The 22312-nt window shown below is 68.1% G+C and carries 21 protein-coding genes; 5 read left to right on the top strand and 16 right to left on the bottom strand.

Translation table 11 applies throughout. From position 1 onward, the window contains the following. Positions 1-9: 9 nt before the first annotated feature. The 3 genes from glyA to tyrS all read right to left on the bottom strand — a co-directional run bounded on the left by glyA (position 10) and on the right by tyrS (position 3217). Complete coding sequence (gene glyA, locus ACFO27_RS10630) at positions 10-1254, bottom strand: serine hydroxymethyltransferase (RefSeq protein WP_323026320.1); 1245 nt, start codon at positions 1252-1254, stop codon at positions 10-12. Between the two features lie 78 nt (positions 1255-1332). Then, a complete protein-coding gene (locus ACFO27_RS10625) occupies positions 1333-1965 on the bottom strand; it encodes a YbhB/YbcL family Raf kinase inhibitor-like protein (RefSeq protein ID WP_376817311.1) in 633 nt (210 codons plus the stop codon). A 25-nt stretch (positions 1966-1990) separates the two neighbouring features. Continuing rightward, complete coding sequence (gene tyrS, locus ACFO27_RS10620; protein WP_376817310.1) at positions 1991-3217, bottom strand: tyrosine--tRNA ligase; 1227 nt, start codon at positions 3215-3217, stop codon at positions 1991-1993. Between the two features lie 192 nt (positions 3218-3409). Here tyrS and ACFO27_RS10615 point away from each other — a divergent pair, with 192 nt between their 5' ends. Next, the gene (locus ACFO27_RS10615) at positions 3410-4741 is read left to right on the top strand and encodes a M23 family metallopeptidase (protein ID WP_376817309.1); all 1332 of its coding nucleotides are present in this window, start codon (positions 3410-3412) and stop codon (positions 4739-4741) included. 7 nt (positions 4742-4748) lie between these two features. Then, the gene (locus ACFO27_RS10610; protein WP_376817308.1) at positions 4749-5858 is read left to right on the top strand and encodes an anhydro-N-acetylmuramic acid kinase; all 1110 of its coding nucleotides are present in this window, start codon (positions 4749-4751) and stop codon (positions 5856-5858) included. An 11-nt stretch (positions 5859-5869) separates the two neighbouring features. On the opposite strand, the gene erpA is transcribed toward ACFO27_RS10610, so the two are convergent. The 12 genes from erpA to pmbA all read right to left on the bottom strand — a co-directional run bounded on the left by erpA (position 5870) and on the right by pmbA (position 16862). Further along, positions 5870-6235 carry an iron-sulfur cluster insertion protein ErpA gene (erpA, locus tag ACFO27_RS10605; RefSeq protein ID WP_323026316.1) on the bottom strand — a complete coding sequence of 122 codons (366 nt, stop codon included), beginning with the start codon at positions 6233-6235 and terminating at the stop codon, positions 5870-5872. After that, the gene (locus ACFO27_RS10600) at positions 6232-6978 is read right to left on the bottom strand and encodes a DUF6776 family protein (protein WP_376817307.1); all 747 of its coding nucleotides are present in this window, start codon (positions 6976-6978) and stop codon (positions 6232-6234) included. Before ACFO27_RS10600 ends, erpA begins: the two co-directional genes overlap by 4 nt. Positions 6979-6989: 11 nt before the next feature. Then, positions 6990-8054: an N-acetyl-gamma-glutamyl-phosphate reductase gene (argC, locus tag ACFO27_RS10595; protein ID WP_376817306.1), complete on the bottom strand. Its 1065-nt coding sequence runs from the start codon at positions 8052-8054 to the stop codon at positions 6990-6992. Positions 8055-8255: 201 nt separating this feature from the next. Next, entirely contained in the window at positions 8256-8648 is a 393-nt protein-coding gene (gene rpsI, locus ACFO27_RS10590; protein ID WP_043685028.1) for a 30S ribosomal protein S9, read from the bottom strand. Positions 8649-8660: 12 nt separating this feature from the next. Beyond that, the gene (gene rplM / locus ACFO27_RS10585; RefSeq protein WP_043685031.1) at positions 8661-9089 is read right to left on the bottom strand and encodes a 50S ribosomal protein L13; all 429 of its coding nucleotides are present in this window, start codon (positions 9087-9089) and stop codon (positions 8661-8663) included. A 184-nt stretch (positions 9090-9273) separates the two neighbouring features. Beyond that, on the bottom strand, positions 9274-10062 hold the full coding sequence (locus ACFO27_RS10580; RefSeq protein WP_376817305.1) for a branched-chain amino acid ABC transporter ATP-binding protein: 789 nt from the start codon (positions 10060-10062) through the stop codon (positions 9274-9276). Next, positions 10055-10816: an ABC transporter ATP-binding protein gene (locus tag ACFO27_RS10575; protein WP_376817304.1), complete on the bottom strand. Its 762-nt coding sequence runs from the start codon at positions 10814-10816 to the stop codon at positions 10055-10057. Before ACFO27_RS10575 ends, ACFO27_RS10580 begins: the two co-directional genes overlap by 8 nt. Further along, positions 10806-11795, bottom strand: coding sequence for a branched-chain amino acid ABC transporter permease (locus ACFO27_RS10570; RefSeq protein ID WP_376817303.1), 990 nt, complete (start codon positions 11793-11795; stop codon positions 10806-10808). The genes ACFO27_RS10575 and ACFO27_RS10570 overlap by 11 nt, the downstream gene beginning before the upstream one ends. Beyond that, positions 11792-12691 carry a branched-chain amino acid ABC transporter permease gene (locus ACFO27_RS10565; RefSeq protein ID WP_376817302.1) on the bottom strand — a complete coding sequence of 300 codons (900 nt, stop codon included), beginning with the start codon at positions 12689-12691 and terminating at the stop codon, positions 11792-11794. Before ACFO27_RS10565 ends, ACFO27_RS10570 begins: the two co-directional genes overlap by 4 nt. 64 nt (positions 12692-12755) lie before the next feature. Next, on the bottom strand, positions 12756-13973 hold the full coding sequence (locus ACFO27_RS10560; protein WP_376817301.1) for an ABC transporter substrate-binding protein: 1218 nt from the start codon (positions 13971-13973) through the stop codon (positions 12756-12758). A 310-nt stretch (positions 13974-14283) separates the two neighbouring features. Next, positions 14284-15381 (bottom strand): TRAP transporter substrate-binding protein, encoded by a 1098-nt coding sequence (locus ACFO27_RS10555; RefSeq protein ID WP_376817300.1) that lies wholly within the window; start codon positions 15379-15381, stop codon positions 14284-14286. Between the two features lie 113 nt (positions 15382-15494). Then, positions 15495-16862: a metalloprotease PmbA gene (gene pmbA / locus ACFO27_RS10550; RefSeq protein WP_376817299.1), complete on the bottom strand. Its 1368-nt coding sequence runs from the start codon at positions 16860-16862 to the stop codon at positions 15495-15497. Positions 16863-16924: 62 nt separating this feature from the next. On the opposite strand from pmbA, the gene yjgA reads away from it, so the two are divergent. Then, complete coding sequence (gene yjgA / locus ACFO27_RS10545) at positions 16925-17485, top strand: ribosome biogenesis factor YjgA (protein ID WP_376817369.1); 561 nt, start codon at positions 16925-16927, stop codon at positions 17483-17485. Further along, entirely contained in the window at positions 17482-18153 is a 672-nt protein-coding gene (locus ACFO27_RS10540) for an alpha/beta hydrolase (RefSeq protein WP_376817298.1), read from the top strand. Before yjgA ends, ACFO27_RS10540 begins: the two co-directional genes overlap by 4 nt. A gap of 176 nt (positions 18154-18329) precedes the next feature. Here the strand turns inward: ACFO27_RS10540 and ACFO27_RS10535 are convergent, their stop codons facing one another. After that, entirely contained in the window at positions 18330-20777 is a 2448-nt protein-coding gene (locus ACFO27_RS10535; protein WP_376817297.1) for a bifunctional acetate--CoA ligase family protein/GNAT family N-acetyltransferase, read from the bottom strand. 121 nt (positions 20778-20898) lie between these two features. On the opposite strand from ACFO27_RS10535, the gene gltX reads away from it, so the two are divergent. After that, positions 20899-22311: a glutamate--tRNA ligase gene (gene gltX, locus ACFO27_RS10530; protein ID WP_376817296.1), complete on the top strand. Its 1413-nt coding sequence runs from the start codon at positions 20899-20901 to the stop codon at positions 22309-22311. The last annotated feature ends 1 nt before the right edge of the window (position 22312 follow it).

Raw genomic sequence — 22312 nt, 5'->3', positions numbered from 1 at the left:
CCGGTTGGTTTAGCGATAGACCGGCAGGCGCGCGGTCAGCTCGTTGACCTGCGCGCGCACCCGGGCGATGTTGTCGGCATCATCGGGGTTGTCGAGCACGTCGGCGATCAGGTTGCCGGTGAGTTCCGCCTCGGCTTCCTTGAAGCCGCGCGTGGTCATGGCCGGCGTGCCCAGGCGGATGCCGCTGGTGACGAAGGGCTTTTCCGGATCGTTCGGGATGGCGTTCTTGTTGACCGTGATGTGCGCCTGGCCCAGGACGGCTTCGGCGGCCTTGCCGGTGATGCCCTTGGCGCGCAGGTCCACCAGCATCACGTGGCTTTCGGTGCGGCCGGACACGATGCGCAGGCCGCGCTTGACCAGGGTGTCGGCCAGCACGCGGGCATTGGCGGCCACCTGGGCGGCATAGGCCTTGAATTCGGGCTGCAGGGCCTCGCCGAAGGCCACGGCCTTGGCGGCGATGACGTGCATCAGCGGACCGCCCTGGATGCCGGGGAAGATGGCGGAATTGACGATTTTCTCGAATTCGGCCTTCATCATGATCACGCCGCCGCGCGGGCCGCGCAGGGACTTGTGGGTGGTCGAGGTGACGAAGTCGGCGTGCGGCACCGGGTTCGGGTAGACGCCGCCGGCCACCAGGCCCGCGTAGTGGGCGATGTCCACCATGAACAGGGCGCCGTTGTCGTGGGCGATGCGCGCCATGCGCTCGAAGTCGATGTGCAGCGAATAGGCCGAGGCGCCGCCGACGATCAGCTTGGGCTTGAGGGTGCGCGCGAGTTCCTCGAGCTTGTCGTAGTCCAGGACCTCGTTGGCGTCCAGGCCATAGGAATGGAAGTCGTACAGCTTGCCGGAGGCGTTCACCGGCGAACCGTGCGTCAGGTGGCCGCCTTCGGCCAGGCTCATGCCCAGCACGGTGTCGCCCGGCTTGAGCACGGCCATGTACACGCCCTGGTTGGCCTGGGAGCCGGAGTTCGGCTGCACGTTGGCGGCTTCCGCGCCGAAGATCGCCTTCAGGCGGTCGATGGCCAGCTGTTCGACCACGTCCACGTACTCGCAGCCGCCGTAGTAGCGCTTGCCGGGATAGCCTTCGGCGTACTTGTTGGTCAGTTGCGTGCCCTGGGCCTGCATGACGGCCGGGCTGGCGTAGTTTTCCGAGGCGATCAGCTCGATGTGCTGTTCCTGGCGGACGTTTTCCTGCTGGATGGCGGCCCAGATGTCCGGGTCGGCCTGATCGAGGGTGCGGGAACGGTCAAACATATGAGGTAGTGGTCCTGGAGGCAGAAAGTTCAGAAAGATCGGGGAAATCGGGTCATTCTAGCGCGAACCCCCGCGCGCCTACAGGGCGTGCAGGCGGGGGTTCAGGGTATAGGTGCCGGTCAGGGAAGCCTGGGCCAGGACGTGTCCCCGCATGGCCTCCAGGGCCTGCGCGCCGGTGAAGCGGCCGGACACGCCCAGCTCGGCCACGTCCAGCGCGTAGACCGTGAAGACGTAGCGGTGGACCCGCGCGTCGTTCCAGGGCGGGCAGGGGCCGTCGTAGCCGAAGTAGTCGCCGTTCATGTCGCGGTCGGCGGCGAACCAGCCGGTGTAGTCGTTCAGGCCCTGCCGCGTGCCGTCCAGGGCCAGGGGGCCGGCCTTGCCGCGCGGCGTGATGCCGTTGGAGTAGTCGCCTTCGGCGATGGCGCGCGTGTCGGGCGACACGTCCACCAGGACCCAGTGGAAGAAGTCGGTGCGCGGCAGGTCGGCCGGGACTTCGCGGCCTTCCTGGTTGACGTCGTCGGGCCGCGTCGGCACGTCCGGATCGACGCACAGGACCGCGAAGGATCGCGTGCCCTCGGGCACGTCCGTCCAGGCTAGGTGCGGATTGCGGTTGCCGGCCAGGGTGACGTGGGTTTGCGGATCGACCCGCGCGAAGGCGTTGCGTTCGGGAATGACCCCCTGGTCGGGGAAGGATTCGCTGTGCAGTTTCATGGGGTCCTCCGTGGGTGCTTCGGGCTCAGGTCAGGGTGACCCGGGCGAACTTGCGCTTGCCGACCTGCATGACGTAGGTGCCCGCCGGCAGCAGCAGGGACTTGTCCTCGACGCGGTCACCGTCGATGCGCACGCCGCCCTGCTCGATGTTGCGCTGGGCCTCGGACGCCGAGGCCGCCAGCCCCGATTCGCGCAGGACCTTGAGGATGCCCATGGGCGCGGCCCCGGCGGTGACTTCGGGCATGTCCTCGGGGATCGCGCCGTCGCGGAACCGGGCGTTGAACTGGTCCAGCGCGCGCGCGCCCGCGCCCGCGCCGTGGAACCGGTCGACGATCTCTCGGGCCAGCAGGACCTTGGCGTCGCGCGGATTGCGGCCGGCGGTGACTTCCGCCTGCAGGGCGCCGATGTCCTCCAGAGAGCGGAAGGACAGCAATTCGAAATAGCGCCACATCAGGGTGTCGGAGATCGACATCAGCTTGCCGAACATGGAATCCGGCGCTTCTGTGATGCCGATGTAGTTGCCCTTGGACTTGGACATCTTCTCGACCCCGTCGGTGCCTTCCAGCAGCGGCATCGTCAGGACGCACTGGGGTTCCTGGCCGTATTCCTTCTGCAGTTCGCGGCCCACCAGCAGGTTGAACTTCTGGTCGGTGCCGCCCAGTTCGAGGTCGGCCTTCAGGGCCACCGAATCGTAGCCCTGCAGCAGCGGGTACAGGAACTCATGCACCGAAATCGGCACGCCGCCCTTGAAGCGGCGGGTGAAGTCGTCGCGTTCCATCATGCGGGCCACGGTGTAGCGCGACGCCAGCTGGATCAGGCCGCGCGTGCCCAGCGGATCGCACCATTCGGAGTTGTAGCGGATTTCCGTGCGATCGGGGTCCAGCACCAGGCTGGCCTGGGCGTAGTAGGTCTTGGCGTTTTCGCGGATCTGTTCGGGCGTGAGCGGCGGGCGGGTGGCGTTGCGGCCGCTGGGATCGCCGATCTGGGCGGTGAAGTCGCCGATCAGGAAGATCACCGTATGGCCGAGATCCTGCAGCTGGCGCATCTTGTTCAGCACCACCGTGTGGCCCAGGTGAATGTCGGGCGCGGTGGGATCCAGGCCGAGCTTGATGCGCAGGGGCGTGCCGGTGGCGCGGCTGCGGGCCAGCTTGGCGGCGAATTCGGAGACGACGAGCAATTCGTCGCAACCCCGCTGGGCCACGCGCAGATCTTCGGCGATCCGGGGGTCGACGGGGTCGGAGGGGGACGACATGATATACGCTTTTACCAGAAAAAAATGAAAAACCGCTCGAAAAAACAGCAGGTATGCGCTAGCATAACGTGCCATCGCAGCTTCTGTACAACATATTCGACGCCAGTCCGGGCGGCGGGGATCTCATGTTAGCAGAACCCCCCTCCTCGCCCAGGACAAGTGCAGCCTGAATCCACCACACCGATTTCGCCCATGATGCCCGAGGCCCCCCAGCCGCAACGCCGCCGTCACATCACCCGCAGTCTGTTGTTCGCCGCCGGCGGCCTGTTCCTGACCGCGGCCGCACTGGCCGTCGTCCAGCCCTCCGCTCCTCCGGAACCCGTCTTCCAGGCCCGCCAGACGCTCGACCTGCCGCCCCTGGGCGCCCGGGCGGCCCACGACGCCGCGCCCTACATCGCCTCGACCCGCATCCGCCGCGGCGACACGGTGGCCGACCTGCTGAACCGCCTGGGCGTGAACGAAGACGGCCTGCTGACCTTCCTGACGCACGACGAACGCGCGCGTTCCATCTACAAGCTCTACCCCGGCCGCACGGTGCAGGCCGCCCTGGACGACCGGGGCCGGATGGTGTGGCTGCGCTACGCCCATACGCCGGGCGCCACCGTCAAGTCCGGCGTGGATTCCGCCTGGCTCGAAGTCCGGCCCGCGGACGGAGGCTTCTCCGCCCAGGAACGCACCATCGCCGCCGCGCGCGAAACCCGCATCGCCGAGGGCGAGATCTCCAGCTCCCTGTTCGGCGCGGCCGACCAGGCGCAGATCCCCGATGCCATCACCATGGAAATGGTGGACATCCTGGGCAGCCGCATCGACTTCCTGAAGGACCTGCGCAAGGGCGACCGCTTCCGCATCGTCTACGACGCCTACATGCACGACGGCGAGGAAGTCGGCACCGGCCACATCCGCGCCCTGGAATTCATCAACCGGGGCAAGACCTACAGCGCGGTCTGGTTCCAGAACGGCCAGGAGCCCGGCGGCTACTACGACTTTTCCGGCGCCAGCCTGAAGGGCGCCTTCCTGCGCACCGCGATCAAGTTCACCCGCATCAGCTCGGGCTTCGGCATGCGCATGCACCCGATCCACAAGAAATGGGTCGGCCACAAGGGCGTGGACTACGCGGCGCCCGCGGGAACGCCGATCCACGCCACGGCCGACGGCACGGTCGAATTCATCGGCCAGCAGAACGGCTACGGCAACGTCATCATCCTGAAGAACTTCGGCAAGTACTCCACGCTGTACGCCCACCAGAGCCGGTTCGCCAAGGGCCTGAAAAAGGGCGACCGCGTCCAGCAGGGCCAGCTGATCGGCTACGTGGGGTCGACCGGATGGGCGACCGGCCCGCACCTGCACTACGAATTCCGCATCGACAAGCAGCCGGTCGATCCGCTGTCCGTGGACCTGCCGGTGGCGCGCACGCTGGACGCGGCCGACCGCAAGGCCTTCCAGACCGTGGTGGCCCGCTACCAGCCGCAGATCGAACTGATGGCGCGGCTGCAGGACAGCCGCATCCAGGTCGCCCAGCAATAGCCGCGGCATGGCCCCCGACCGGGAAACCGAGCCGTACATCGGCCTGATGTCGGGCACCAGCACGGACGGCGTGGACGGCGTGCTGGCGGACCTGGCCGGCGGCGCGATCCGGATCCTGGCCAGCGCCGGCCTGGCCTTGCCGGACGAACTGCGCCATGAATTGCTGGCCCTGAACGCCCCCGGCCCCGACGAGCTCGCCCGGGCGGCCCGGGCGGCCAACGCGCTGGCGGACTGCTATGCGGCCGTCGTACGCGACCTGCTGGCCCAGGCCGGCCTGCCCGCCGCCCGCGTACACGCCATCGGCGCCCACGGCCAGACCGTGCGCCACGCGCCCGAATCGGGCTATACCATCCAGATCAATGCGCCGGCGCGGCTGGCGGAGCACGCCGGCATCGCGGTCGTGGCGGATTTTCGCAGCCGCGACGTCGCCGCCGGCGGGCAAGGCGCCCCGCTGGTACCGGCCTTCCACGCCGCGCGCTTCGGCTGCGGCGCGGGCCGCGCGGTCCTGAACCTGGGCGGGATCGCCAACCTGACCGTGCTGGAAGACCCGGTGCGCGGCTTCGACACCGGACCGGCCAACATGCTGATGGATGCCTGGGCCCGGCGCCACCTGGGCCAGCCCTACGACCGCGACGGCGCCTGGGCGGCGCGAGGCCGCCGCCACGACGGGCTGCTGGCCGCGCTGCTGGCCGAGCCCTGGCTCGACCTGGCGCCGCCGAAATCGACCGGACGCGACCTGTTCAGCCTGGCCTGGCTGGACGGCCGGCTCGACGCCCTGCCCGCGGACACCCGGCCGGAACCCGCCGACGTCCAAGCCACGCTGCTATGCCTGTCGGTGGAGACGATCGCCGCGGCCGTGCGCCGGCATGCGCCGGGCACACGGGAAATCCTGGCGTGCGGCGGCGGCGCCCGGAACCCGGTCTTCATGGCCGCCCTGGCGCGAGCCCTGCCCTGCCGCCTGACGACCACGGACGCCTGCGGCGTGCCCGCCCAGGACGTCGAGGCGCTGGCCTTCGCCTGGCTCGCGCAGGCGCACATCCAGGGCCGTCCCGCCTGCCTGCCCGCCGTCACGGGCGCGCGGCGCGCGACCATCGCCGGCTGCCTGTACCCTGTCTGATCAGGACGGAATCAGGGCGAGAACGAAGACCCGCAGCCGCAGGTGGTGTTGGCGTTGGGGTTGCGGATGACGAACTGCGAGCCTTCCAGGTCGTCCTTGTAGTCGATCTCGGAACCGACCAGGTACTGGAAGCTCATGGGGTCCACCAGCAGTTGGACGCCGTCGCGTTCGATGGTGGTGTCGTCCTCGGCCACGTCCTCGTCGAAGGTGAAGCCGTACTGGAAGCCCGAGCAGCCGCCCCCCTGGACGAAGACCCGCAGCTTCAGACCGGGGTTGTTTTCCTCGATCAGCAGCTCGCGGACCTTGGCGGCGGCGGCGTCGGTGAAGATCAGGGGGCTGGGCGGAACGTCGAGATCCGCGTGTTCGATGGTGCTCAAGGCAAGACTCCTGCGTGGTCGGAAACCGCGCGATTCAGATCGGCGTCCTGGGAGGCCCGGACCGTGTCGCCTTCGAGGATCTCGAGTCGGACCGACTGGATCGACAGATCCGGCACTCGTTGCAGGACGCCCGTACTGCGCTGGAACTGGTCGAAGACCAGGGCCAGCGGATCCGCCCCCGGGGCGGATGCGGCGGCCTCGCCGGCGGCGGGGGCCACCGGCGGGCTGAGTTCGATTTTAACGGCTTTGCCCTGCGAACGGCCATTGGCCACGAATCGCATGCGGCCTTTGAAGGGTTCCGCCTGGGGCGCGGCGTTGCGCGTCAGCAGCACCCGGTAGCGCAGGAACTCGCCGTCGGCCTGGATATCGAAGGCACGCACCGCCACGGCGCCCGCCGGCCCCGGCGGAATCAGCTGTTCATAGAAGGCCAGCTGGTCGCGGGTGCGGCCCAGTTCCTGCTGCAATTCGGCGTTCCTGTCCTGGAGCACGCGCTGGGTGCCGGCCTGGACTTCGGCCTCGCTGCGCAGGGCCGCCAGATCGGCCTGGGCGCGGGACAGTTCGGCCTGCAGGGATTCGATCCGGGACTGCCGCGCCTGGAGTTCGGCGCGGTCCTGCGCGTGCATGCCGAAATGCATGGCCAGCGCCCCGATGACGAACACCACCAGCAGCAGCACGAGCCGGGACAGGCCGCGCACCAGCCAGCTGCTGAAACCGCCGCCGCGCGCAGGGGAGGGTTGCTTCATGCGAGTCCCCGTCAGGGCAGAACCGCCACGTGCCGCAGGCCGGTGGTTTCCGGCAGGCCGAACATCAGGTTCATGTTCTGCACGGCCTGGCCCGCGGCGCCCTTGACGAGGTTGTCCTGGACCACCAGCACCACCAGCGTGTCGCCGTCCGCGGGCCGGTGCACGGCGATGCGCAGCATGTTCGAGGCGCGCACCGAGCGCGTCTGCGGCAGGCTGCCCGCCGGCATGACGTCGACGAAGGGTTCGTCGGCGTAGCGCCGTTCGTACAGCGCCTGGAAGTCAGTGTCCAGGGCATCCGGCAGGATGCGCAGGTACAGGGTGGAGAACATGCCCCGGATCATGGGCACCAGGTGCGGCACGAAGGTCAGGCCCACCGGCGCGCCCGCGATGCGCGCGAGGCATTCGGAGATTTCCGGATGGTGGCGGTGCCCGGCCACGCCGTAGGCCGCGAAATTGTCCGCGGCTTCCGAGAACAGGGAGCCGACCTGGGTCTTGCGCCCCGCCCCCGACACGCCGGACTTCGAGTCGGCGATGACGTGCGCGGTGTCGACCAGGGGGCGCCCGGCCTGCAGCACCGGCGCCAGCCCCAGCAGGACCGTGGTCGGATAGCAGCCGGGATTGCCCACGACCCGGGCCTGGCGGATGCGGTCGCGGTCCAGTTCGGGCAGGCCGTAGACGGCTTCCTTGAGCACGTCGGGGCTGCTGTGCGGCATCTTGTACCACTGCTGGAAGGTATCGACGTCCTGCAGGCGGAAATCGGCCGCCAGGTCGATCACCCGCACGCCGTGGTCCAGCAGGCCGCGCGCCTGTTCCATGGCCACGCCGTGCGGCGTGGCGAAGAACACCACGTCGCACTGGTCGAGAGCGGCTTCCTCGGGCGTCTGGAAGCGCAGGTCCACGTGGCCGCGCAAATTGGGGAACATGTCGGCCACCGGCATCCCGGATTCCTTGCGGGACGTGATGGCGTGCAATTGGACGCCCGGGTGCTGCGACAGCAGGCGCAGCAGCTCCACGCCCGTGTAGCCGGTGCCGCCGACGATGCCGGCCTTGATGGGTGTCGCAGTGTTGGTGCTCATGCGGTGGAATCCTGTCTGCTGTCCTGAAAAAGATCCGCCCGCCACGGAAGCGGGGCGGGGATTTTCCTAGATTATGGCACGTGCGGCAGCGCCGCACGATGCCCGCGGGCGCGCGCCCATGCCGGGCGCGCAACGAAAAAACGCCATCCGGACGGATGGCGTTTTTTCTGGCGCCGGGCGGCAAGCCGCCCGGATGCGGGATCAGCGCTTGCTGAACTGCTTGCGCCGGCGGGCCTTGTGGAAGCCGACCTTCTTGCGCTCGACTTCGCGGGCGTCGCGGGTCACCAGGCCCGCTTGCTTCAGCGGCGACTTCAGGGTTTCGTCGTAGTCGATCAGGGCACGCGTGATGCCGTGACGCACGGCGCCGGCCTGGCCGGATTCACCGCCGCCGTGGACGTTGACGTGGAAGTCGAACGATTCCAGGTGGTTGGTCACTTCCAGCGGCTGGCGCACGACCATGCGGCCGGTTTCGCGAGCGAAGTACTCATCGACGGGGCGGCCGTTGACGACGATCTTGCCCGTGCCTTTTTTCAGGAACACCCGCGCCACAGACGTCTTGCGGCGGCCAGTGCCGTAATTCCAGTTACCGATCATGATGGCCTATCCTCAGAAGTCCAGGGGTTGCGGCTGCTGCGCGGTATGCGGGTGCTCGGCACCGGCATAGACCTTCAGCTTCTTCGCCATGGCGTAGCCCAGGGGGCCCTTGGGCAGCATGCCCTTGACCGCCTTCTGCAGGGCGCGTCCGGGGAAGCGCTGCTGCATCTTCTGGAAGTTGGTTTCCGTGATCCCGCCCGGATAGGTGGAGTGACGGTAGTAGCGCTTGTCCTGCGCCTTGGCGCCCGTGACGACGATATCGGCGGCGTTGATGACGACGATGTAATCGCCCGTATCCACGTGCGGCGTGAATTCCGGTTTGTGCTTGCCACGCAGGCGGCGTGCGACTTCGCTGGCCACACGACCCAGGACCTTGCCCTTGGCGTCGATCACAAACCAGTCACGCTTGACTTCATGCGGCTTGGCCACAAAGGTCTTCATGATGGTGTTCCTGATGAAATGAATGAAAGGATTTTCGCCTGCTCCGCCAGGGCTTTATATGAGGGCGGCCAAGGCCGGTCCCATAGCCCGTACGGTGTAAACCCAAACGAAAATCCTACCATTGTACCCGGACAGTCCCAGGTAGACAAATCCTCCGTCCGGCGCCAACGGCGGAAGGCCCAGCCTATTCGCCGCTGGCGTACAGCCAGCGCGCCACCAGTGCGTCGGTGTCGCCGCCGAAGGACTCGCGCGGGCCGCTCGCGGCGACGGCGCCGCTCTTGACGACGTACACATGGTCGGTGATGTCCAGCGCGGCGCGGATGTCCTGGTCCACCAGCAGCACGGCCTTGTTCAGATCATGCGCCAGACTCGCAACGATATCGTAGATGCCTTCGCTGGTTTGCGGGTCGATGCCCGCCGTGGGTTCGTCGATCAGGTAGACGGAAGGATCGGCCATCAGGCTGCGCGCGATTTCCACCTGGCGCTGCTGCCCTCCCGACAACTGGCCGGCGGGCTGGCGGCGCTTCTCCCGGATCACGGGGAAGCGTTCGAACACGCTTTCCAGACGCTGGTTGATTTCGGCCTTCTTCAGGCTGGCATGCCACAGGCCCAGGCGCAGGTTCGACTCGACGGTCAGGTGCGGGAACAGGCTGGGACGCTGCGGCAGATACGCGATGCCCAGGGCAAGCATGCGGTAGGGCGGATTGCCGGTGATCTCCCGACCATCGAGCAGGATGCGGCCGGCGCTGGGTCGCAGGAAGCCGAACAGCGCCTTGAGCAGGGTGGACTTTCCCGTGCCGTTCGGGCCGACGACGCACGAGATGCGCCCCCGCCAGGCACCGGCGGACAGCCCCTGCAGGATGTCAATGTCGCGGGTATAGCCCGCGACGATCGCCTCGCCCATGAGATGAGGGCGTGTTTCGTAGTAGGGCCGCGACGCGGCGGCGGTCGCGGCGGCGGACGTGTCAACCATGGGCCCGGCCCTCCCTGTCCTTGCGCGACCCCGTGTAGGCATGGACGACGTCCGGATCGCGCAGCACGTCGTCGGCCGCGCCATCGGCGATCTTGACGCCCCGGGCCATCACGGCCGTTCGCCGCACGACGGACCGGATGGCATCCAGATTATGGTCGACGATCATGATGGTCAGTCCCTGCCGGTTCAGCGCCTTGATGTGGTCGATGATCTGCTCCAGCAGGCGCGGATGGACGCCGGCGAACGGCTCGTCCAGCAGGATCAGCCTGGGCTCCAGCATCAGCGCACGCCCTACTTCCAGCAGCTTCTGCTGACCGCCGGAGAGCGCCCGTGCGTACTCATGGGTCAGGCGATCCAGCCTCAGGAATTCCAGGACCTCGCGCGCCTTGCGTTCCGCATGCGCGCGCGAGGCACGGGGATTGGAAAGCGCGGGCACGACCAGGTTTTCCAGCACGCTCATGCGGCGAAACAGGCGCGGCACCTGAAAAGTCCGCGCCACCCCGTGACGCGCGAAGAAATGGGCCGGCTGGCCGTTCAGCGCCATGCCGGCCAGCCGGATCGATCCGCTGTCGGGATGCAGCGCGCCGGCCAGCATGTTGATGGACGTCGTCTTGCCGGACCCGTTGGGCCCGATCAGGCCGATGATTTCACCCTGGTCGATCTCCAGGGACAGGTCGGCGACGGCCCGGATCCCGCCGAAGTGCTTGGACAGGCCGTGCGCGGCGAAAAAGGGCGGTACGGTATCAGTTGGCATTGCACTCATCCACAGGGGCGCCGGGGGCGGCGGCCCGGACCTTGCGCCGGCCGAGGCGCTCGACCACCGGGAAGAACCCGTTGCGGGCGAACCGCTGCACGAGGATCAGCGCGAGCCCAAGCAGCACGAAACGCATCTCCCCGTAGTCGCGCAAGGCTTCCGACAGCAGGTAGACGATGGCGGCGCCGACGACGGCGCCGGGCAGGCTTTCGATGCCGCCGATGACGGCCATGGCGATCACGATGCCCATTTCAGGCAGGATCATCATGTTCGGCGTGAGGATGCCGACGAAGTGGGCGTAGTAGATGCCCGCCATCGCCGCGAGGCCGCTGGTCACCACGAACACCAGGATCTTGTAGCGCGTGGTGTGGACGCCGCTTGCCTGGGTGGCCCCTTCGTCCTCGCGGATGGCGCGCAGGAACAGGCCGATGCGCGTGCGCAGCAGCAGCCCCATCAGCAACAGCGACCCCGCCAGCAGCGCCAGGCCCAGGTAATAGTAGGAGACATCGGAATCCCCCGGGAAGAACCGCGGCACCTCCAGGCCCTGGCTGCCGCGCGTGAGGCCCGTTTCCGCGATGATGACCATGCGCAGCACTTCGGAAATCGCCAGCGTGAACAGGGCCAGATAGGGGCCCGACAGCCGCAGCACCATGAACCCGATGAGCGCGCCGATGGCCATGGCCAGGACGACCCCGGCCACGATGGCGAGACCCAGGTAGCCCGTGCCCAGATGGATGACGATCAGCGCGGATGTATAGCCGCCGAGGGCGGCGAACATCATGTGCGCGAACGAAAACTGGCCGGCGAAGCCCGCCAGCAGCGTCCAGCTGGAGGCCAGGATGGCGTAGTACCAGAGCAGCGAGCCGACGTGGACCCAGTATGCGCCGCCCCACAGGGGAACCAGCAGGGCGAACACGAGCAGGACGCCCTGGACCAGCGCGCCGGCGGACAAGGACCGCGGGTTTCCGGACTGCATCATTCAAGCCTCAGGTGTGATCTGCCGAACAGCCCCGTGGGCCTGATCAGCAGCGTGATGATCAGCAGCACGGCGCCAAAGGCCTGCGTATATGCCAGCGCGCGATTGGGGTCCGGCAGATAGCCCACCCCCCAGCTTTGGGCCAGGCCCAGGAGAATGCCGCCGATGATGCTGCCGCCCACGGACCCCATGCCGCCGATGACGATGATGATGAACGCCTGCACGGCGGGCAGGTCGCCCATGCTGGGCGACAAGGCGAACACGGGCGCGATCAGCGCCCCCGCGCCGCCCGCCAAGGCCGCTCCCAGGCCGAAGGCGATGGTGTACATGCGCCGCGGATTGATGCCGATGACGGCGGCGGACTCGCGGCTCTGGCTGACGGCATCCAGGGCCTGGCCCAGCGACGTGCGCGCCAGGAACCAGGTCGTGGCGCACAGCAGCACGATCGCGACGACCGCGGCGATGAGCCGGTCGTAGGGCAGGATGAGCGGCCCCAGGATGAGCGTGCCCGCCATGAAGGACGGGGGCGACTTGCTGAAGGGACCGAACACGACGATGGCCAGATTCGACAGCAGGATGGTCAGGCCGAACGTGACGATGATGGCGTATTCGTCCTTGCGTTCGACCTCGTCGGTGTAGACCGGGCGCATGACCAGCATCTCGAACAGCACCCCGAACAGGAACAGGACCACCATGGCCGCGACGACCCCGCCCAGCGGCGGCATGCCCAGATAGCGGATGGCGTAGTACGAGACGTAGCCGCCCACCATGTAGAGCGCGCCGTGCCCGAAGTTGACGACGCGCAATACCGAAAAGACCAGGGTCAGCCCCGCCGCCGTCAATGCATAGATCAGGCCGACGACCAGGCCATTGACGGTCAATAACGAAAAGTAGCTCACATGACTCTCCCGCTGTGTCGTGGTTCCGGCGCGCGCGGGCGGTCCGCGCCCGCGCGCCCGTGCGCTACTTCGTCGGCAGGATCTTGTCCGTCGTCGCCCATTTCCTGGGGTAGACGATGGCGGCTTCCTCCGGCGACTGGTTCATCGCCGTGTATTGGATGACGGTGAACGGCACGTCCATGAACTGGTGGTAGGCCCAGTCCGGCGTCTTGTCGGTCGAAAAGGAATAGGTGGCGTTGACGCCCGTATACTTGACCTGTTCCAGGCCCTGGATGATGGCCTTCGGATCGCTCGACCCCGCTTTTTCGATCCCGGCGGCCACGACGCCGACCGTGTCGTAGGCTTCCATGGCGACCCCGGTGGGCGGGCGATGGTAGCGCTCCTGGAACCCTTTGGCGAAGGCCGTCGCCTTGTCGTTCCACTGGGCCTTGGGCAGGGCCACGTTGACGATGAGCAGATGCTTGGCGCACTCGCCGTCGACCTCCCAGACATCCTTCTGCAACAACCCCGAAGAGCCGATCATTTTCGTATCGGCCGTGGGCGCGAAACCGAGCTGGCAGGCCTGCTTGACGATCTGGTACTGCGCCTGGCCGGCCACGACCATCTGCAGCAGATCGGGCTTCGGATCCTGGCTCATCAGGCGGATGAGCGATGGCGTGAAGTCCTGCTGGTTCAGGTCGATGGTGGCCGGGGTGTCCTGGATGCCCTTTTCCTTGAGCGTATCGATCACCACTTTCGCGCCGCCCTGGCCGAAATCGGTGTTTTCCGCCACCGTGGCGACATGCTTGAAGCCCTGTTCCGCGATCCAGTTCGCGACCTTCACATAGACCAGCGAGTTGGAGGGTGCCAGGCGGAAGACTTCGGGATATTGCTTCGCGGTAACGGCGTCGGACCAGACTTCGGTGCCCACCCACGGCACCCCGTACTTGTGCGCGACGTCGATTTCGGCCAGCGCGACCGAGCTGTGGAATTCGCCGAACAGGGCGGAAACCTTGTTCTTGGTGACGAGGCGCACGGCTGCGGCGCTTCCCTCGGCCGGCTGGCCCTTGGTGTCTTCGTAGAAAACCTTCAGGGGGCGGCCCAGCACGCCGCCGGCCGCATTGATTTCATCCACGGCCATCTCGACGGCCCAGCGCATCTCCTGTCCACTCGAATAATTCCCGGGCGCCGACAGCGGGCCGACCCAGCCCAGCGCGATGGGTTCGGCCGCCTGCGCCGACACGCATGCCAATGACAAGGCGGCGGCTGCCAGTACGGGAATGCCTTGAGAAAGTTTCATCATGTCCTCCTGGGGATGAGCCCGCGATACGCGCGATGCCGGCGGTGACATGGCCAATGGCGTCCGCAGCGATTGTGTTGAACCAAACGTTGCACAATCATGGTAATACAGAACATATGTTCTCAATGTGCTCGATTTCCCTAAGCCGCCGGAGCATCCGCCGGGACGTCGATGGCCTCGATCCGCCACGCGCGGCCCCAACGGAAAAGGCCTGGATCCGGCATGAACCGGACCCAGGCCTTCGGGCCGGGGCTTCCGACCGCCCAGTCAGCGGAGGTCGGACGACAGGAGACGTTTTCCCGCCGGAACCAGACTACTTCTTCCGGGCCAGGGCGGCGCCCAGGTAGTTGTCGTAGGAACCTTCGGCCACGCGGAACCAGGGCACGATGTTGTCGCGGAAGGCCATGTAGTTGTCGAAGATCTTCTTGAAGCCCGGATCCTTGTCGCAGAATTCCTTGTAGACCTGGTTGGAGGCCTCGAACGAGGCGTCCATGACTTCGCGCGGGAAGCTCTTGAGCACGGCGCCCCCGGCGATCAGGCGGCGCAGGGCCTCGGGGTTGTGGGCGTCGTAGTCCTGGACCATCTTCGAGCCCGCGGCGCGCGAGGCGACGTCGATGACGCGCTGGTAGGCCTTGGGCAGTTCGGCGTAGGCCTTGTCGTTGACGTACAGCGACACCTGGGCCGAGCCTTCCCACCAGCCCGGGTAGTAATAGTATTTGGCAACCTTCTGGAAGCCGAGCTTTTCGTCGTCCACGGGGCCGACGAATTCCACGGCGTCCAGCGCGCCCTTTTCCAGGGACGGGTAGATGTCGCCGGGGGGAATCTGCTGCGGGATCACGCCCAGGCGCGACAGGACTTCGCCCGCGAAGCCGGCCGTGCGCATCTTCAGGCCCTTCAGGTCGCCGACCGTCTTGATTTCCTTGCGGTACCAGCCGCCCATCTGGGTGCCGGTGTTGCCCAGGGGGAAGTTGACGATGCCGCGCGGCGCGAACAGTTCGCGCATCAGCTTCAGGCCGTCGCCCTCGTACATCCAGGCGTTCATCTGGCGCACGTTCAGGCCGAACGGCACCGCCGTGTCGAAGCAGAAGGAGGGGTCCTTGCCGTAGTAGTAGTAGGACGCGGTCTGGCCGCATTCCACGGTGCGGTTGCCGACGGCGTCCATCACGCCGTAGCCCGGCACCAGTTCGCCGGCCGGATACAGGCGGATGTTGAAGTTCCCGTCGGTGATTTCCTTGACCATTTCGCAGAACATCTGCGCCGTCGAAAAGAGCGGCGGCAGCGACGGCCCGTAGGTCGAGGTCATCTTCCAGTTGATCTGGGGGGCCGACTGGGCGATGGCCGGGGCGGCGACCGCCGCCGTGCCCGCCACCGCGCCCAGACCCGCCTTTTTCAGAAATGCGCGACGCTGCATGATGAAGGATCTCCTGTCTGTTGGAATATTTGGTATAGATTGCTACCAAGCCCTTCGATATTACACTGCGCGTCCCCGCGCTGCACGCCGCGCCGCGTGGAAAGCCGCGCGGCCTAAAGCCCGGCGACGGCCATGCGGTCGATCAGCACCGAACCGGTGGATTTGGCGCCGCGCGCATAGACGTCGGACCCCACGGCGACGATCTGGCGGAACATGTCGGCCAGGTTGCCGGCGATCGTGATTTCCTGGACGGGATGGCGGATGACGCCGTCCTGCACCCAGTAGCCGAAGGCCCCGCGCGAATAATCGCCGGTGACGTAGTTCACGCCCTGGCCGATGAGTTCGGTGACCAGCAGGCCGGTGCCCATCTTGCGCAGCAACGCGGGCAGGTCGTCGTCCGGCCGGGTCAGGCGCGAACGCAGGCTGAGATTGTGCGAGCCGCCCGCGTTGCCGGTGGTCGTCATGCCCAGCTTGCGGGCGGTGTAGGTGGACAGGAAATATCCCGTGAGCACGCCCTGGTCCACCACCCGGCGGGCCTGCGGGCGGACCCCCTCGGCGTCGAAGGGCGAGCTGCCCTGGGCGCCGGGCACGTAGGGGTTCTCGACCACGTCGACGTGATCGGCCAGGACGGACTTGCCCAGCGTGTCCAGCAGGAAACTGGCCTTGCGGTACAGCGCGCCGCCGCTGGCGGCCTGGACCAGCGCGCCCAGCAGGCCGACGGCCAGGGGGGCTTCGAACAGCACCGGATAACGGCCGGTCCTGACCGGACGCGCGCCCAGGCGCGACAGGGCGCGTTCCGCCGCGTAGCGGCCCACCTCGGCCGGCGCGGCCAGGTCGCCGGCCCGGCGCGCGGACGTGTACCAATAGTCCCGCTGCATGCCGTCGCCGCGCCCAGCGATGGGCGCCACCGACAGGCTGTGGCGCGAATAGGGATACCCCCCCAGGAAACCGCGCGAATTGCCCAGGATGAAATGGCCTTCCATGGTGTCCAGGGAGGCGCCTTCGGAGTTGGTGATCTGCTTGCTGGTCGCCAGCGCGGCGCGTTCGGCCTGGATCGCCAGGCGGGCCGCGCCCTCGGCGTCGATGGCCCAGGGGTGGTGCAGGTCCAGGTCCGGGTAATGCAGGGCGAAGAGTTCGGGCTCGGGCAGGCCGGCGGCCGGATCCTCGGCGGTGTAGCGGGCGATGTGCCAGGCCGCGTCCACGGTGCGGCGCAGGGCCTCGGCGGAAAAATCGGAAGTCGAGGCCGAGCCCCGGCGCTGGCCGGCGAACACCGTCACGGCCATCGACCGGTCGCGGGTCTGCTCGATGGTCTCGATGGCGCGCCGGCGCACCGAGACGGACAGCCCCCGGCTTTCGGAGATTTCCACGGCGGCATCCGAGGCGCCGGCCTTCCGGGCGTGGCGCAGCGCATCGCCGACCAGTTCGCGGAACTGGGCCTGCTGGGCGGGAACATCGAGGAAATCGTCGGTTCGTTGGTTCATGCAAAATCCGCTGGGTGAGACGGTTATCATAGACAATCACGGACCATTTTATGCTCGAACCCATGGATGACACGCCCCAGCCCGCCACGCCGGACGACTTTCCGGAAGACCGGCGGCCCAGCAAATCCCAGGTCAAGCGCGACATGCACGCCCTGCTGGACCTGGGCCGCGAACTGATCGCGCTGCCTCCCGCCAAGCTGGCCCGGCTGCCGCTGGACGAGCCGCTGCGCGAGGCCATCGCCCTGGCCCAGCGCATCCACAGCAACGAAGGCCGGCGCCGCCAGGTGCACTACGTCGGCAAGCTGATGCGCCATGCCGACGCCGACGCCCTGCGCGCCCAGCTCGACCTGTGGGCCAACGGTTCGCGCGAGGAGACCCGCGCCATGCACCGGCTGGAGGAACTGCGCGATCGCCTGATCGACAGCGACGAAGTCCTGACGCGGCTGCTGGAGCGGTTCCCCGGCCTGGACATCCAGTCCCTGCGCGCGCAGATCCGTGCCGCCCGCAAGGAAGCCCGCGACAACGACGCCCTGCCCCAGGGCCGCGAGCCGGCGCGCAAGCACTACCGCGCCCTGTTCCAGACCCTGAAGACCCTGGATTTCGAGGACGAGACCTTCCAATGACGCCGACACTGGAAACCATCGAACGCACGACCGGCCCCGAGCCCACGCACAGCGTGATCTGGCTGCACGGGCTGGGCGCCGACGGCCACGATTTCGAGCCCGTCGTGCCCGAACTGATCCACCCCGCCCTGCCGGCGCTGCGTTTCGTGTTCCCGCACGCTCCCGTGCGCCCGGTGACCCTGAACGGGGGCATGCCGATGCGCGCCTGGTACGACCTGTACGGCCTGGACCGCGACGCGCGCGAGGACATCGACGGCCTGCGCGCCGCCCGCCACGCGGTCACCGAACTGATCGAGCGCGAGAACCGGCGCGGCATCCCGGCCGAACGCATCGTGCTGGCCGGTTTTTCGCAGGGCTGCGCCACGGCCCTGTACACCGGCCTGCGCCACCCGGAGCGCCTGGCCGGCCTGATCGGCCTGTCGGGCTACCTGCCGCTGCGCAACACCCTGGCCGCGGAACGCCACCCCGCCAACGCCGGCACGCCGGTCTTCATGGCGCACGGCACGATGGACATGGTGGTGCCCATGACCTACGCCGAGACCAGCCGGGACGCGATGACCGCGCAGGGACAGCCGGTGGAATGGCACACCTACCCCATGCCGCACGGCCTGCATCCGCAGGAACTGGACGACATCCGGGCGTTCCTGACGCGGGTGACGGGCGCCTGATGGGCCGCAGAGTCCATCTCGGACCGGGGCATCCATCCACGTCGCACCCTGCAGGGTGCTCCGATTCACTAGGCGTGGCACAGTCCGTAGTGGACTGTGCCACGTCCGAGTTCATCCACCTCCCGGCTTGCAAGCCGGTCGTATGAACCAGGCACGTGACAGTCCGCAGGGGACTGTCACGTGTCCAGGTTCATCCACAGCCTTCGCATGCCGGGGTCGGATTCATCGGGGTCGTTGCGCATGCCCAGGGACGTCATCAGGCCCAGCATGGGCCGGTTGGTCGCCAGGACGATGCCTTCGATGTAGCTCAGGCCCTGGCGGCGCGCGACGTCGATCAGGCTGCGCATCAGCGCGGCCCCGACGCCGCGCCGCTGCCAGTCGTCGGCGATCACCAGCGCGTATTCCGCCCCCTGGCCGTCGGCGTTGCGCAGGTAGTGCGCGAACCCCACGATGCGCTCGCGCAGCAGGCCGCGGTTTTCCGGATTGGGCACCTGGGCCGTGGCGACCAGCGCGACTTCGCGGTCGTAGTCGATGCGGGTGTAGCGCGCCAGCATGCGCGGCGTGAGTTCGCGCAGCATCGAGACGAAGCGCATGTAGCGCGATTCGTCGGACAGTTCCCGCACGAATTCCTGCAGCAGCACGGCGTCCTCGGGCCGGATGGGCCGCAGCAGCCATTCCTGGCCGTCCTCGCGGCTCATCGGCCGGACCAGGCGGCGCGGATACGGATGGATCGCCATGTGGCGGTAGGCGCGGTTCTCGGGGCGTTCGCCGTCGTAGTCCGGATCCAGCCCGACCCGGACGCCGCCGGCGTACAGGCTGGTATCGTCCCACCAGAGCGGATCGATCGACAGGGTGCGGATGCCGGGCAGTTCGCTGACGATCTCGGAGATCCGCTCCAGCGCCTCGCGCAACTGCTCGAACGCGGCCGGGCTGAGATCGCGCTCCAGCACGCGCGACCAGAACTTGCCCCGCTGGATCAGCTGGCGCGCCAGGTAATTGTTCAGCGGCGGCAGCTCGATTTCCCGGTGCGGGGACGCCAGCCGGGCGGCATCGCCCCCGGGACCGAACTGCATGTACGGCCCGAAGCGCGAGTCCTGGCGCACGCGGATGGCCATGGGCACGTGTTCGCGGGCGGCGTCGGGCACGGGCTGGTCGTCCAGCCGGATCGGCACGTGAAAGCAATCCAGCAGCCAGCGGCAGCTGGACGGATCCAGTTCGGAACGGCCCGACATGATGGCGTCGTTCAGCAGCGCGCGGGCCTCGTCCAGGCGCGGAGGCCGGCTGAGCATTTCCGGCGGCAGCGTCTGCTGCGCCAGGGTCTGGTTGTACTGGTAGGACGCCAGGATGCCGAAGGCATTGGCGGCCGACTCCGGGGTGCGGAAGGCCGGCAGCCCCACCGAGTCCAGCCGGTGGCGCTGGGAGCGCATCGAGGCGTCGCCCAGGAAGCAGGACATGATGGGCTTGGAGGAAGCCTCGGAGAACCGGGCCAGGGCTTCGGCGGCGCCGTCCATGTCCGACAGGGCGTCCGGCGCGATCAGTACCAGCACGCCGTCCACGTTGGCGTCGCCCGCCAGCACGCCCAGGGCCTGCTGCAGCCGCGCGGGGTCGAGCGGAGCATGGCTGATGACGGGATTGCCCAGGGCCGCCCCCGGTTCCAGGACCGCCGCCAGGTCGCGCTGCGTCTGCATGGACAGGTCGGCCCGCGACACCGGGCCGCTGCCGTCGATGACGTCCAGCGCCAGGTGGGCCGCCCCGTAGCCGTTGGAGAACAGCGCGATGCGGCGTCCCCGCTGGCGCTTGGCGTGGACGAGAACCTTCAGCGCCGAGAACAGCTGCACGAAGAACCGGATCCGCACCGCGCCGGTGCGCCGCACCAGCGCGTCGAACACCGCGTCGGCGGCCGGATTGCTGTCCGAACGCCCGGCCTTCAGCAGGATGACCGGCTTGACGCTGGCGGCGGCCATCAGCGCGCTGGTGAAGCGGCGCGAGGAATCGGCTTGTTCGAGGTACAGCACGATGCTGTCCGTGCGCGAATCCATCGACAGGTATTCGAGGACTTCGGCCACGGTGACGCCGTCGGTATCGCCGGCCGACACCACGGCGGAAAAGCCGAGCTGGATGTCGCCCGCCCAGTCCAGCACGGCGGCGGCCACCATGCGGGACTGCGCGACCAGGGCGACCCGGCCCACGGGCGCGCCGCCCGGGTCGAGGCTCAGGTTCAGCCCCAGATGCGGACGCTGGATGCCCAGGGCGCCGGGGCCGAGCACCAGGCAGTCGTTCATCCGGCCCCAGGACTGGCAGTAGGCGCGGGTCTCGATGGGATCGGCGGCGGGCGTGGAATGCGGCAGCAGCATCAGGGCGCGCGGCCGGTGCTGCTTGAGCGCCCCCAGCGCGGCCGGCAGCAGGGCGGGATCCAGGCACAGCAGCGCCATGTCCAGGCGCTGGCCTTCCTGCAGGAAATCCAGCCGCTGGGGCATCTGCCAGCGGCCGTCGTCCCCGATCCGCACGTCGGCGATCCGTCCCTTGAGCAGGGCGGGCGGCGTTCGCACGACGGGCAGTTCGCGGGAACTCAGGATCAGCAGGGAACGCGGCTCGAACAAGGCCGCCAAGCGGTGGCGCAGCATGGAAAGCACTCCGGACGCCCCCTCACGGGTCGTCCCTTAAAATAGCATATCGACCTTCCGATTCTACAGGGGTTCTCCACCTTTCTTGTTGCGGTGCAACAACCCCACCCGAACCATCGCCATGACAGACTCCTCCTCGCGCCCCGTGCGCACACGCTTCGCCCCGTCCCCCACCGGCTACCTGCACCTGGGCGGCGCCCGCACCGCCCTGTTTTCCTGGGCCTTCGCCCGCCACTTCGGCGGCACTTTCGTGCTGCGCATCGAGGACACGGACCTGGAGCGCTCCACGCCCGAGGCCGTGCAGGCCATCCTGGACGGCATGCGATGGCTGGACCTGAAGGCCGACGAGGGCCCGTTCTACCAGATGCAGCGCATGGACCGCTACCGCACCGTGATCGCCGACATGCTGGCCCAGGGCACGGCCTACCATTGCTACAGCACGCCCGAGGAAGTCGAGGCCATGCGCGAACGCGCCCGCGCCGTCGGCGCCAAGCCGCGCTACGACGGCACCTGGCGGCCCGAGCCCGGCAAGACCCTGCCGCCGATCCCGGCCGGCGTGAAGCCCGTGGTGCGCTTTCGCAGCCCGCAGGACGGCGTCACCGCCTGGGACGACCTGGTCAAGGGCCCCATCAGTTTCGACAACGGCGAGCTCGACGACCTGGTGATCGCCCGGCCCGACGGCACGCCCACCTACAACTTCTGCGTGGTGGTGGACGACTGGGACATGCGCATCACCCACGTCATCCGCGGCGACGACCACGTCAACAACACTCCGCGCCAGATCAACATCCTGCGCGCCCTGGGCGGCGAGCTGCCGCGCTACGGCCACGTGCCGATGATCCTGGGGCCGGACGGCGAAAAGCTGTCGAAGCGCCACGGCGCCGTCAGCGTCATGGAATACGACCGCATGGGCTACCTGCCCGAAGCCATGGTCAATTACCTGGCGCGGCTGGGCTGGAGCCACGGCAACGACGAGCTCTTCACCCGCGAGCAGTTCGTCGAATGGTTCGACCCGCGCAATCTCAGCCGCTCGGCCGCCCAGTGGGATCCGAAGAAGCTGAACTGGGTCAACGCCCACGCGCTGCGCGCGCTCGATCCGGCCGACCTGGCCGCCCGCGTCGCGCCGCGCATCGCCCGCCGGGGCGGCGATCCGGCATCGGCCGACCTGCCCGCGATCATGGCGCTGCTGCGTGATCGCGGCGAGACCCTGGAAGACCTGGCCGAAGGCGCCATGCTGTTCTGCGGCCCCTACACGCCGGCCGACGACGCCCTGCGGGCGGAAGTCATGGACGACGCGGCGCGGGTCCTGCTGGACGACTTCCGCCAGCGGGCCGAAGCCCTGCCCGGCTGGACCGAGGCGGAACTCGACGGCCTGATCAAGGCCGTCCTGAAGGACCACGGGGCCAAGATGCCGAAGCTGGCGATCCCCCTGCGGGTGGCCGTCACCGGCCGCAAGCACACCCCGTCCATCGGCGCCGTCCTGGCCCTGCTGGGCCGGGAGACCGTGCTGGAGCGCCTGGCCCGGCCGCAATAGC

Origin of the sequence: Castellaniella denitrificans, assembly GCF_042653765.1 — a bacterium.
Lineage (GTDB): Bacteria > Pseudomonadota > Gammaproteobacteria > Burkholderiales > Burkholderiaceae_B > Castellaniella > Castellaniella denitrificans.
The sequence above is the reverse complement of the archived record's forward strand: the minus strand, read 5'-3'. Positions and strand labels throughout refer to the sequence as shown.